Genomic DNA, 12,682 nt, shown 5'->3' on the forward strand with positions numbered 1-12,682 from the left:
TGCGGCAGAATTTCGGTCATGGGGATAGTCGCCGGGTTGGACAGCTCACCGGATTTCACGCGCATCGTGGTCTGCGACACGGACACGGGCGCGGTGCTCCGCCAGGGATACGCACCGCACCCGGTCGACACGCCGGACGGCGCGGCGCGCCCCAGTGACGTCGACCCGCAGGCCTGGCTGCTCTCCCTCGGCGAGGCCGCCGGCGGCGGGCTCCTGGAGGGTGTGCAGGCCATCGGCGTCTCCGCACAGCAGAACGCGCTGATTCCGCTGGACGCCCAGGGCAACACCGTCCGCCCGGCGATGGTCGGCGGCGACAAGCGCTCCCAGGTCTCGGCCGCCGATCTCATCGACGCGCTCGGCGGGCGGGAGGCCTGGGCACGGGCGGTCGGGTCGGTGCCGCAGGCCGCGCACCCCGTCACCAAGCTGCGCTGGCTGGCGAAGACCGAGCCGGAGAACGCCCGGCGCACCGCCGTACTGTTGCAGGCCCACGACTGGCTGGTGTGGCAGTTGCTCGGGCGCCCGGTCAGGAGGACCACCGACCGGGGCGGGGCCTCCGGGACCGGGTACTGGTCCGCCGCCACCGGCGCCTACCGGCCCGACCTCGTCGAACTCGCCCTGGGGCACCAGACGATGCTGCCCGAGGTGATCGGGCCGTCCGACGCGGCCGGTACGACCCCGGAGGGGCTGCTGATCTCCGCGGGGACCGGCGAGACCATGGCCGCCGCCTTCGGGCTGGGGCTCGGGTTCGGGGACGCCGTGGTCTCCCTCGGCGCCTCGGGGTCGGTGATGGCCGTGCACCCGGAGGCGCTCGCCGACACCTCCGGAATGATCACCTCGCTCGCCGACGCCACCGGCATGCACCTGCCGGTCGTCACCACCCTCAACGCCGTACGGGCCCTGCGCGGCACCGCGGAACTGCTCGGGCTGTCCGATCTGGAGGCGCTGTCCGACCTGGCGATGAAGTCGACGCCGGGGTCCCACGGGCTGGTCATGCTGCCGTACCTGGAAGGCGAGCGGACGCCGAACCTGCCGCACACCGCCGGGACGCTGTCCGGGCTGCGCCGGGAGTCGATGCGGGCCGAGCATCTGGCGCGGGCGTCCTTCGAGGGCATGCTGTGCGGGCTCGCCGACGCGCTGGACGTGCTGCGCGGCCGGGGTGTCGAGGTGCGGCGGATCTTCCTGCTGGGGAAGGCCGCGGAGCTGCCGGCCGTGCAGGCGGCGGCGCCGATGCTGTTCGGCGCGCAGGTCGTCGTACCGCAGCCGGCGGACTACGCGGCGATGGGGGCCGCGCGGCAGGCGGCCTGGGCGCTCGGGGTCTCGCAGGGGACGCTGGACCCGCGTACCCCGCCGGTGTGGCAGGGCGCGGCGGCGCAGGTGCTGGAGCCCGGGGACGAGCTGGCGGTCGGGCAGGCGGTGCGGCAGCAGTACATCTCGGTACGGGAGCAGACCCATCCAGGGGCGTTCAGGGCGTAACCGCCGCGAAACGCACGCCCGCGTGCCTCCGCGCGTGTCCGGGTGCGTCCGCTGTCGGGTTAATCGGTTGAGGTAACGCGGGTGGAGTGTCGGACGATAGGGGCCTAGGGCAAGCGGCCCCGCCTTTCCGGGGCCAGCGAACCCGCCCCCACCGCCGACTCCGAGAGACGTAGCGTGCTCATACGACTTCTGCGGACCTATCTCAGGCCCTACAGGAAACCCATCTCCATCCTGGTGCTGCTGCAGTTCCTGCAGACGTGCGCCACTCTCTACCTGCCCACGCTCAACGCGCACATCATCGACAACGGCGTCGTGAAGGGTGACACGGATTACATCCTGTCCTTCGGCGCCCTGATGATCGGCATCTCGCTCGCACAGGTGGTGTGCAACGTCGGTGCCGTCTACTACGGCGCCAGGACCGCGTCCGCGCTCGGCCGGGACGTGCGTGCCGCGGTCTTCGACCGGGTGCAGTCCTTCTCCTCGCGTGAGGTAGGTCACTTCGGAGCACCCTCGCTCATCACTCGTACGACCAACGACGTACAGCAGGTCCAGATGCTGGTCCTGATGGCGTTCACCCTGATGGCGTCGGCGCCCATCATGTGCGTCGGCGGCATCGTGCTCGCCCTCGGCCTGGACGTTCCGCTGTCCGGGGTACTGGTCGCCGTCGTACCCGTGCTCGGCATCTCGGTGACCCTGATCGTGCGGCGGCTGCGCCCGCTGTTCCGGGCCATGCAGGTGCGGCTCGACACCGTGAACCGGGTGCTGCGCGAGCAGATCACCGGCAACCGGGTGATCCGCGCGTTCGTCCGCGACGAGTACGAGCAGGGCCGGTTCGGGAAGGCCAACAGGGACCTGACCGAGATGCAGCTGGCCACCGGCAACATGCTCGCGCTGATGTTCCCGATCGTCATGACGACGGTGAACGTCTCCTCGATCGCGGTGGTGTGGTTCGGTGCCCACCGCATCGACAGCGGCCAGATGGCGATCGGTGACCTGACGGCGTTCCTCGCCTACCTCATGCAGATCGTGATGTCCGTGATGATGGCCACGTTCATGTTCATGATGGTGCCGCGCGCGGAGGTCTGCGCCGAGCGCATCGAGGAGGTACTGGACACCGACTCCAGTGTCGTCCCGCCGCTCGCGCCGGTCACCGAGCTGCGCCGGCACGGCCATCTGGAGGTCCGCGCCGCCGGGTTCTGCTATCCGGGGGCCGAGGAGCCGGTGCTCAAGGCCGTCGACCTGGTGGCCCGGCCCGGTGAGGTGACCGCCGTGATCGGCTCCACCGGCAGCGGCAAGTCCACCCTGCTCGGCCTGGTGGCGCGCCTCTTCGACACCACGGACGGCTCTGTCCTCGTGGACGGGGAGGACGTCTCGGGTCTCGACCCGAAGCTGCTCGCGAAGACCGTCGGGCTGGTCCCGCAGAAGCCGTACCTGTTCGCCGGCACCGTGGCGACCAACCTGCGCTACGGCAATCCGGACGCCACCGACGAGGAGCTCTGGCGCGCGCTGGAGGTGGCGCAGGCCAAGGGCTTCGTCAGCAATCTGGAGGGCGGGCTGAACGCGCCCATCGCCCAGGGCGGTACGAACGTGTCCGGCGGCCAGCGCCAGCGCCTGGCCATCGCCCGTACGCTGGTGCAGCGCCCGGAGATCTACCTCTTCGACGACTCCTTCTCCGCCCTCGACTACGCGACCGACGCCGCCCTGCGCGCCGCGCTCGCCGAGGAGACAGCCGAGGCGACCGTCGTCATCGTCGCCCAGCGGGTGGCGACCATCAGAGACGCCGACCGGATCGTCGTCCTCGACGAGGGACGCGTCGTCGGCACCGGCCGCCACCACGAACTCATGGCCGGCAACGACACCTACCGGGAGATCGTGCTCTCCCAGCTGACGGAAGCGGAGGCTGCCTGATGGCCGGGCCCATGGGACGCATGATGGCCGGGGGCGGCCCCGACCAGCGCTCGATGGACTTCAAGAACTCGGGCAAACGGCTCCTCGCCCGGTTCGGACCCGAACAGTTCACGATCTACGCGCTGCTGTTCTGCGTGGTCGCGAGCGTCACCCTCAGCGTGATCGGCCCCAAGATCCTCGGCCGGGCCACCGACCTGGTCTTCGCCGGTGTCATCGGCAAGCAGATGCCCGCCGGGACCACCAAGGACCAGGTGCTGGCGGGCATGCGCGAGCGGGGCCAGGGCACCGTCGCCGACATGCTGAAGAGCACCGACTTCACGCCGGGCAAGGGCATCGACTTCGACCAGGTCGGACACGTCCTGCTCTTCGCCCTCTGCACGTACCTGGCCGCCGGCCTCCTGATGGCGGTGGCGACCCGGCTCGTCAACCGGTCCGTCAACCGCACGATGTACCGGCTGCGCGAGGACGTCCAGGGGAAGCTGTCCCGGCTGCCGCTCTCCTACTTCGACAAGCGGCAGCGCGGGGAGGTGCTCTCCCGCGCCACCAACGACATCGACAACATCGGCCAGACGCTCCAGCAGTCGATGGGCCAGCTCATCAACTCGGTGCTCACCATCATCGGCGTGCTCGCGGTGATGTTCTGGGTCTCCTGGCTCCTGGCGCTGGTGGCCCTGGTCACCGTGCCGCTGTCCTTCCTGGTCGCCACCCGGATCGGCAAGCGCTCGCAGCCGCACTTCGTGCAGCAGTGGCGCTCCACCGGCAAGCTGAACGCGCACGTCGAGGAGATGTACACCGGGCACACCCTGGTGAAGGTGTTCGGCCGTCAGGACGAGTCGGCGCAGCAGTTCGCCGAGCAGAACGACGCGCTGTACGAGGCCGGGTTCAAGGCGCAGTTCAACAGCGGCGTGATGCAGCCGCTGATGATGTTCGTGTCGAACCTGAACTACGTGCTGGTGGCCGTGGTCGGCGGCCTGCGGGTCGCCTCCGGCGCGCTGTCCATCGGTGACGTCCAGGCCTTCATCCAGTACTCCCGGCAGTTCTCGATGCCGCTGACCCAGGTCGCCTCCATGGCCAACCTGGTGCAGTCCGGTGTCGCCTCCGCCGAGCGGATCTTCGAACTCCTCGACGCGGAGGAGCAGGGGGCGGACCCGGTGCAGGGCGAGCGGCCCGCCGAACTGCGCGGGCGGGTGGCCCTGGAGCACGTCTCCTTCCGCTACGACCCGGACAAGCCGCTCATCGAGGACCTCTCCCTGACGGTGGACCCCGGCCACACGGTCGCGATCGTCGGCCCGACGGGCGCCGGCAAGACCACGCTGGTCAACCTCCTCATGCGGTTCTACGAGGTCTCCGGCGGGCGGATCACCCTCGACGGCGTCGACATCACCCGCATGTCCCGGGACGAACTCCGCGCCGGGATCGGCATGGTGCTCCAGGACACCTGGCTGTTCGGCGGCTCGATCGCGGAGAACATCGCGTACGGCTCCGCGCGCGAGGTCACCCGGGGCGAGATCGAGGAGGCGGCGCGGGCGGCCCACGCCGACCGGTTCATCCGGACCCTGCCCGACGGCTACGACACCGTCATCGACGACGAGGGCACGGGCGTCAGCGCGGGCGAGAAACAGCTCATCACGATCGCGCGGGCGTTCCTGTCCGACCCCACGATCCTCGTCCTCGACGAGGCGACGTCGTCGGTCGACACCCGCACCGAGGTGCTGATCCAGAAGGCGATGGCCAAACTGGCCGACGGGCGCACGTCGTTCGTGATCGCGCACCGGCTGTCGACGATCCGCGACGCCGACACCATCCTGGTGATGGAGAACGGCTCGATCGTGGAACAGGGCGCGCACACGGAGCTGCTGGCGGCGGACGGCGCGTACGCGCGTCTGTACAAGGCGCAGTTCGCCCAGGCGGTGGCCGAGGTGGACTGAGCAGTGCACGACGTCGCCGGCGCGGGTGGGTGGGTTTCACTCGCCCGCGTTGGCGGGGTGCCGCCCGCGCCCACCCTCCCCCACGCTCGGCTTCGCTCGCGCGGGGGGACCCCCATCGCCCTGGGGGCACCTCCCAGGCCCTTAAGGCACTGGGGGAGGCACGACTGCCCGCGGCTGAGAAGCCCCGTAAGGGGCGCGGGGAACTGCGCGACCAGCCCCCACGCACCCGCACCCGGCATCAGTCCAGATAACCCCTCAGCTGATCCGCAAAAGCATGGTCCCGCAGCTTGTTCAAGGTCTTGGACTCGATCTGCCGGATCCGCTCCCGCGTCACCCCGAAGATCCGCCCTATCTCCTCCAGCGTCCGGGGCCGCCCGTCGGCCAGGCCGTACCGCAGCTGGACGACCTTCCGCTCCCGCTCCCCGAGCGTCGACAGCACCGCCTCGAGGTGCTCCCGCAGCAGCAGGAACGCCGCCGACTCGGCCGGGCTCGCCGCGTCGCCGTCCTCGATGAGGTCGCCGAGGGCGACGTCGTCCTCCTCGCCCACCGGGGCGTGCAGGGACACCGGCTCCTGCGCCAGCCGCAGCACCTCCCCCACCCGCTCCGGCGCCAGATCCAGGTGCGCGGCGACCTCGTCGGCCGTCGGCTCGTAGCCCCGCTCCTGGAGCATCCGGCGCTGGACGCGGACGACCCGGTTGATCAGCTCCACCACGTGCACGGGGACGCGGATGGTGCGGGCCTGGTCGGCGAGGGCCCGGGACATGGCCTGGCGGATCCACCAGGTCGCGTACGTGGAGAACTTGTAGCCGCGGGCGTAGTCGAACTTCTCGACGGCGCGGATCAGGCCGAGGTTTCCCTCCTGGACCAGGTCGAGCATGGTCAGGCCGCGCCCGACGTACCGTTTCGCGACCGACACCACCAGCCGCAGGTTCGCCTCGATGAGGCGGCGCTTGGCCATACGGCCCATGACGACCAGCCGGTCCAGGTCCAGCGCCAGCTCGCTGTCGAGGTCGGGGGTGCTGCCCAGCTTCTCCTCGGCGAACAGACCGGCCTCGACGCGGCGGGCGAGCTCGACCTCCTCGGCGGCGGTCAGCAGCGGGATGCGGCCGATCTCGCGCAGGTACTGGCGGAACAGGTCCGAGGAGGGGCCGCCGGTGTCCGCGCGGGCGGCGGCGGGCGGCTCGGGTCCGGGCTCGGGCTCCGGGTCGGGGGCGTCGGCCGCGAGTTCCTCCGCGGGCGGGTCCTCCGGCTCGGTCTCGGGGTGCAGCACGGCCCGGCTCTGCGGCGGTACGCCGGCACGGCCGCTGTCTGTCTGGGTCAGGGTCTGGGTCTGCACGGGGCGACCTCCAGGATGATCGCTGCCAGGGGGTACGGCAGCGGTACTTCGGGGGCGGAGACGACGGCCTCGCCGCTGTCCGTCCCGTACGCGATGAGCGGAACGGCGGGGGTGTGGGACCCGTCCGGGACGGGCCGGCCGCGCTCCGAGGACTCAGGCACCGCCCCCCAGTGTGGGGTAAGACACATCACCGCCACGAGGGGCGTGCGGTGACTTTTTGCGCCCGGTCCGTGACCGCGCGGTTACCCTGCCGGCCGGCCGTGGCTCACAGGGCGGCCGCGCCGTGCTCGCGCAGCGCCTGCCCGTACTGCTGGAGCACCCACAACTCGTTCTGCACGGAGGCGAGTTGAGCCGGGTCGCCGCCGCTGCCGAGGCGGGTGAGGGTGATCTGGATCTCGTGGATACGGCGGTCCACGGCCCGGCGGCGGACGGTCACGAGTTGCTCGCCGGCGTAGTTCTCGTCGACCGTGCGGCGCATGATCGCCTCGACGGCGAGCTCCGTGACCATCGCGCGGACGGCGTCGTCGGGCGCCGTCTCCCGGACCCGGACCAGGTACTCCTGGGGGTCCTGGACGCCGTACTCGGCGCCGCCCGCCTCCATGATGGTCCGGCGGACGGCCGCGTACGGCTCGGCGGTGAACTCGTCGATGCCGTACGCGTCGAAGGCCGGGGAGACCAGCTCGGGGCGCTGGAGTGCGAGTTTCAGCAGTTCGCGCTCGGTGGCGTAGACGGGGTTGCGGAGGTTGAGGGCGGGGCCGGAGACGGCGGGGCGGGCGGCGGTGTCGTACGACGGCTGCTGCGGGCCGCGTGCCGGACCGCCCGCCCCCCTGCCGCCGCCGCCCTTCTCCCGCGCCCAACGGGCCAGCTGGGCGACCCGCTTCACCACGAACTGGGTGTCGAGGATGCCGAGCATGCCGGCCAGTTCGACGGCGACCTCGTGCTGGGCGCCGCTGTTCTTGATCCGGGCGACGATCGGCGCCGCCTCGTCGAGAGCGGCCGCGCGGCCCGCCGGGGTGTCCAGGTCGTAGCGGGCGACGATCTGGCGGAGTGCGAACTCGAAGAGCGGGGTACGGGGTTCGGCCAGGTCGGCGACCGCCTCGTCGCCCTTCGCGAGGCGCAGATCGCAGGGGTCCATGCCGTCCGGCGCGATGGCGATGTACGTCTCGGCGGCGAACTTCTGGTCGTCCTCGAAGGCGCGCAGGGCCGCCTTCTGCCCGGCCGCGTCGCCGTCGAAGGTGAAGATCACGCGGGCCGAGCCGTTGTCCATCAGCAGCCGCCGCAGGATCTTGATGTGCTCACTGCCGAAGGCCGTGCCGCAGGTGGCGATCGCGGTCGTCACCCCCGCCAGGTGGCAGGCCATGACGTCGGTGTAGCCCTCGACCACGACCGCGCGGCTGGCCTTCGCGATGTGCTGCTTGGCGAGGTCGATGCCGTACAGGACCTGGGACTTCTTGTAGATCGCGGTGTCGGGCGTGTTGAGGTACTTGGGCCCGTTGTCGGCCTCGTAGAGCTTGCGGGCGCCGAAGCCGACGACCTCGCCGCCGATGTCCCGGATCGGCCACATGAGACGGCCCCGGAACCGGTCGATGGGCCCGCGCCTGCCCTCCTGCGCGAGTCCGGAGAGCAGCAGCTCCTTGTCGGTGAAGCCCTGGCCGCGCAGGTAGCGGGTGAGGTGGTCCCAGCCCTGGGGGCTGTAGCCGACGCCGAAGTGGACGGCGGCGGCCTGGTCGAAGCCGCGCTCGGCGAGGAAGACCCGGCCGGTCTCGGCCTCGGGACTGGTGGCCAGCTGCTCCGCGTACCAGACGGCGGCGGTCTTGTGCGCCTCTACCAGGCGGATGCGCTCGCCGCGCTGGTGGGACGGGTTGTACCCGCCCTCCTCGTAACGCAGGGTGATACCGGCACGGGCGGCCAGCCGCTCGACCGCCTCCGAGAAGGAGAGGTGGTCCACCTTCATCACGAAGGTGAGGGTGTCGCCGCCCTCCTGGCAGCCGAAGCAGTGGAAGAGTCCCTTGCTCGGGCTGACCTGGAAGGACGGCGACTTCTCGTCGTGGAACGGGCACAGGCCCTTCAGGTTGCCGCCGCCCGCGTTGCGCAACTGGAGGTACTCGGACACGACGGCGTCGATCGGGACCGCGTCCCGTACCGCCTTCACATCCTCGTCATTGATCCGTCCAGCCACGGGTGAATTCTACGGGGGCGCGGTGACAACTCCGGCGAGCCGGAGCGCCCCTTCAGGGGCGCGGGGCTATGTCCGATATGCGGCTCCGCCGCGTGGGCGCGACCAGCCCCGTACGGCCCGCACCCGCCCGACGACGAAAGCGGTACCCCCCTCAGGCGCCCAGGCTCTCCAACGGCACATGAGGATCCGCCAAGGCGTCGGTGTCCACCGCGGCCCGCGAAGTGATCAGCCTCTGGATCGGCTCTGTGACATCCCACACGTTCACGTTCATCCCGGCCAGCACCCGCCCCTCCTTCACCCAGAACGCGATGAACTCCCGCTTGCCCGCGTCCCCCCGGATCACCACCTGGTCGTAGGACCCCGGCGGCGCCCACCCGCTGTACTCCATGCCCAGGTCGTACTGGTCGGTGAAGAAGTAGGGCACCCGGTCGTAGGTGACGTCCTGCCCCAGCATCGAGCGGGCCGCCGCCGGAGCGCCGTTCAGCGCGTTGGCCCAGTGCTCCACGCGGAGCCTCGTGTCGAACAGCGCGTGCGGGAACGCGGCCACGTCGCCGGCCGCGTAGATGTCCGGGTCGGACGTCCGCAGCCGTTCGTCGACGACGATGCCCCCGCCGTGCGCCCGGTCGGCCAGCTCCAGCCCCGCCGCCTCGGCCAGCCCGACCCGCGGCGCCGCGCCGATCGCCGCGAGCACGTCGTGCGCCGGGTGCTCCTCGCCGTCGTCGGTGCGCGCGGCGAGCACCATGCCGTCCTGGCCGACGATCTCGGTGAGCCGCACCCCGAAGCGGAACCGCACCCCGTGCTCCTTGTGCAGCTGGGCGAAGACGTTGCCCAGTTCGGGCCCGAGCACGCTGTGCAGCGGGGTCGGCCCGTGCTCGATGACGGTCACCTCGGCGCCGTACGTCCGTGCCGCCGCCGCGACCTCCAGGCCGATCCAGCCGGCGCCCGCGATGACGAGGTGCCCGTTGTCCCGGCCGAGCGCGGCGAGGACGCCCTTGAGGCGCTCGGCGTGCGCGAGGCGGCGCAGGTGGTGGACGCCGGCCAGGTCGGTGCCGGGGATGTCGAGGCGGCGGGGCTCCGCTCCGGTGGCGAGCAGCAGCTTGTCGTAGCGCACCAGCGTGCCGTCGTCACCGAACCGGACGGTCTTCGCGGCACGGTCGATGCGGTCCACGGTCTGGCCGAGGTGGAGTTCCACGTCGTGCCGCGCGTACCAGGCGGGCTCGTGCACGAAGACGCTGTCGCGTTCCGCCTTGCCGAGCAGGTATCCCTTGGAGAGCGGCGGCCGCTCGTACGGGTGGTCGCGTTCGTCGCAGATCAGTATCACCCTGCCGCTGAAGCCCTCGGCTCGGAGCGTCTCGGCCGCCTTGGCGCCGGCGAGTCCGCCTCCGACGATGACGAATGTCTGGTCCGCGTCGACCACTTGATGCCTCCTCGTATGGTGCCGCCACATATGCCGCCCACATGCGCCGCACTGTGAGCGTCCCGCACGCGACGTGATGCGGGAAGGGGGAGTGACCCCCGCTGACTCGATCATGACCCGATCAGGCCACAGAGAGTCACAAAGTGTTCACATACGTCCCGTCAGCCGCGCGTGCAACGACCGCGCGGACGCGTCGGTGAGCGACGCGATCTGATCGACGATCACCCGCTTGCGGGCGTGGTCGTCACCGGCGGCCTCGAACAGCGCCCGGAACTGCGGGTCCAGTCCGTCGGGCGCGCGGGCGGTGAGCGCCGCGGCGAGTTCGGCGACGACGACGCGCTGATCGGCCCGGAGCCGCTCCTGCTCGGCGCGCTGCATGACGTAACGGTGCGCGATCGCCTTGAGCACCGCGCACTCCATCCGGGCCTCGCGCGGTACGACCAGCTCGGCGCCGTAGCGGGTGAGCCGGCCGGTGCCGTACGCCTCCCGGGTGGCGCCCTCCGCGGCCAGGCAGAACCGGCCGATGAGCTGGCTGGTGGCGTCCTTGAGACGGGCCTGGGCGACCGCGGTGCCGTCGTAGCGGTGCGGCCACCACTCCTCGTCCTGGAGCCGGTCGAGGGCGGCGGCGAGTTCGGCGGGGTCGGTGCCGGTGGGCACGTACAGCCGGACGGCGACGGCGCAGACCTCCTGCCGTTCCGGCTCCGCGCGCAGGCAGCCGGGGTCGATGTGACCGGCGTGCAGGCCGTCCTCGACGTCGTGCACGGAGTAGGCGACGTCGTCGGACCAGTCCATGACCTGGGCCTCGAAGCAGGTGCGGGTGCCGGGGGCCTCCTTGCGGACCCAGTCGAAGACCGGCCGGTCGTCGTCGTACACACCGAACTTGGGCGAGGCCGGGTCGGTGGGATGCGCGCCGCGCGGCCACGGGTACTTGGTGGCGGCGTCGAGCGCGGCGCGGGTGAGGTTGAGGCCGACGGAGCCCTCGGGGGTGAACCGCTTGGGCTCGATGCGGGTGAGGAGCCGCAGGGACTGGGCGTTGCCCTCGAAACCGCCGCAGTCGTCCGCGAACGCGTTCAGCGCCTGTTCGCCGTTGTGGCCGAAGGGCGGGTGGCCGAGGTCGTGGGAGAGGCAGGCGGCTTCCACGAGGTCGGGGTCGCAGCCGAGGGCCGCGCCCAGCTCCCGGCCGACCTGGGCGCATTCGAGGGAGTGGGTGAGGCGGGTGCGGGGGCTGGCGTCCCATGCCTGGGCGGAGGTGCCCGGGGCGACGACCTGGGTCTTGCCGGCGAGCCTTCGGAGGGCGGCGGAGTGCAGGATGCGCGCGCGGTCGCGCTGGAAGGCGGTGCGGCCGGGCCGTTTGTCGGGTTCGGGGGCCCAGCGGTCGGCTGACGCCGGGTCATAGGCCGAAGAGGGTGCGGCGGGTGCGGGGACTGCCATGGTTCGACAGTACGGGGCGGTAGTGACAAATGGGTGTTTGGTGCGCCTGCTGATCCGCCGGGTCGGGCTGCGTTCGCGGGTGCGGGTGCTCTGTTGTTGATCGCGCCCGCGCGGCGTCAGCCGCGAGAGGGGCGCGGGGAACTGGGCGACAAGCCCCCGCGCACCCGCGGCGAACCACGGACCCCTAGGCGGCCGCGGTCACCGGCGTTCCCAGTGCCCGCTCGTACCGGTGGAGGACCAGGTCGGCCATGGCGTCGTGGGCTCCGAGCGGGGCCGACGATATCCACGGGGCGTTCGCCGCGCACTCGGTGGCGAAGCGGCCGGGGGCCGTGAAGTAGGAGGCGACGGCGATGTGGCGGCGGCCCCTCGCGCGCAGCGCGGTGATCGCCTCCTGGACCGTCGGCGCCGCCGCGGACGCGTACGCCGGGAGCACCGGGACACCCAGGCGGCCGGCCAGGAGCCGGGCCATGTGGCTGGTGTCGGCCGCGGCATCGGGGTCGCGGGAGCCGGCCGCCGCCAGGACCACGGCGCTCGCGGGCCTCGGGCGCCAGCCCGCCTCCAGCAGCCGGTCGTGCAGGGTGCCGGCCAGGAGGGGGTGCGGGCCCAGCGGGGCGGCGACGCGGGTGCGGGCGGTGGCGGCGGCCGCCGCCGCCGGGATGTCCTGCTTGACGTGGTAGCCGCGGCTGAGGAGGAGCGGGACGAGGACGGCCTCGGCGTCCCCGAGGGCGGCGAGGGTGTCCGGGAGCAGCGGCTCGTTCAGCTCGATGTGACCGAGGCGCACGGGCAGGCCGGGGCGCAGTGCGCGCACCCGGTCCATGAGCGCCCGCACGGTGCGGAGCGCGCGCGGGTCGCGGCTGCCGTGGGCCACCAGGACCAGGGCGGGCGGGCCGGGGCGCTGGGAGAAGTCGGTCACCGTCATGCGAAGATCCTCGCCGGGCGAGATTGCGCACCCGTTGCCTGACCGTCACGAGTGTTTTCCGGCGCTTCACGGTACGCGCCCGCGCGCTGTG

General features: G+C 71.8%; 9 protein-coding genes. 3 read left to right on the forward strand and 6 right to left on the reverse strand.

The features are described 5' to 3' along the window. Positions 1-18 precede the first annotated feature (18 nt). The 3 genes from LQ326_RS15425 (at position 19) to LQ326_RS15435 (ending at position 5,309) form a co-directional block, all read left to right on the forward strand. The gene (locus LQ326_RS15425; protein WP_234536838.1) at positions 19-1,473 is read left to right on the forward strand and encodes an FGGY family carbohydrate kinase; all 1,455 of its coding nucleotides are present in this window, start codon (positions 19-21) and stop codon (positions 1,471-1,473) included. Positions 1,474-1,647: 174 nt separating this feature from the next. Next, positions 1,648-3,381: an ABC transporter ATP-binding protein gene (locus LQ326_RS15430; RefSeq protein WP_234536840.1), complete on the forward strand. Its 1,734-nt coding sequence runs from the start codon at positions 1,648-1,650 to the stop codon at positions 3,379-3,381. Further along, positions 3,381-5,309 carry an ABC transporter ATP-binding protein gene (locus LQ326_RS15435; protein ID WP_234536842.1) on the forward strand — a complete coding sequence of 643 codons (1,929 nt, stop codon included), beginning with the start codon at positions 3,381-3,383 and terminating at the stop codon, positions 5,307-5,309. The genes LQ326_RS15430 and LQ326_RS15435 overlap by 1 nt, the downstream gene beginning before the upstream one ends. Positions 5,310-5,547: 238 nt before the next feature. On the opposite strand, the gene LQ326_RS15440 is transcribed toward LQ326_RS15435, so the two are convergent. From LQ326_RS15440 to LQ326_RS15465, 6 genes are all read right to left on the reverse strand, one after another. Next, positions 5,548-6,645: an RNA polymerase sigma factor gene (locus LQ326_RS15440; protein WP_234536844.1), complete on the reverse strand. Its 1,098-nt coding sequence runs from the start codon at positions 6,643-6,645 to the stop codon at positions 5,548-5,550. Then, a complete protein-coding gene (locus LQ326_RS48300) occupies positions 6,627-6,806 on the reverse strand; it encodes a hypothetical protein (RefSeq protein ID WP_234536846.1) in 180 nt (59 codons plus the stop codon). The genes LQ326_RS15440 and LQ326_RS48300 overlap by 19 nt, the downstream gene beginning before the upstream one ends. 104 nt (positions 6,807-6,910) lie before the next feature. Beyond that, a complete protein-coding gene (gene dnaG, locus LQ326_RS15450) occupies positions 6,911-8,824 on the reverse strand; it encodes a DNA primase (RefSeq protein WP_234536849.1) in 1,914 nt (637 codons plus the stop codon). A gap of 151 nt (positions 8,825-8,975) precedes the next feature. Further along, positions 8,976-10,241: an NAD(P)/FAD-dependent oxidoreductase gene (locus LQ326_RS15455; RefSeq protein ID WP_234536851.1), complete on the reverse strand. Its 1,266-nt coding sequence runs from the start codon at positions 10,239-10,241 to the stop codon at positions 8,976-8,978. Between the two features lie 147 nt (positions 10,242-10,388). Continuing rightward, positions 10,389-11,672 (reverse strand): deoxyguanosinetriphosphate triphosphohydrolase, encoded by a 1,284-nt coding sequence (locus LQ326_RS15460; protein WP_234536853.1) that lies wholly within the window; start codon positions 11,670-11,672, stop codon positions 10,389-10,391. Positions 11,673-11,856: 184 nt separating this feature from the next. After that, the gene (locus LQ326_RS15465) at positions 11,857-12,591 is read right to left on the reverse strand and encodes a sirohydrochlorin chelatase (RefSeq protein WP_234536856.1); all 735 of its coding nucleotides are present in this window, start codon (positions 12,589-12,591) and stop codon (positions 11,857-11,859) included. Between the last annotated feature and the right edge of the window lie 91 nt (positions 12,592-12,682).

It is taken from the genome of Streptomyces shenzhenensis (genome assembly GCF_021462265.1).
GTDB lineage: Bacteria > Actinomycetota > Actinomycetes > Streptomycetales > Streptomycetaceae > Streptomyces > Streptomyces shenzhenensis.

Coding starts and splice junctions, on each gene's coding strand:
- LQ326_RS15425 (WP_234536838.1), top strand. CDS start 19: ATGGGGATAGTCGCCGGGTTGGACAGCTCACCGGATTTCACGCGCATC.
- LQ326_RS15465 (WP_234536856.1), bottom strand. CDS start 12,591: ATGACGGTGACCGACTTCTCCCAGCGCCCCGGCCCGCCCGCCCTGGTC.
- LQ326_RS15435 (WP_234536842.1), top strand. CDS start 3,381: ATGGCCGGGCCCATGGGACGCATGATGGCCGGGGGCGGCCCCGACCAG.
- LQ326_RS15460 (WP_234536853.1), bottom strand. CDS start 11,672: ATGGCAGTCCCCGCACCCGCCGCACCCTCTTCGGCCTATGACCCGGCG.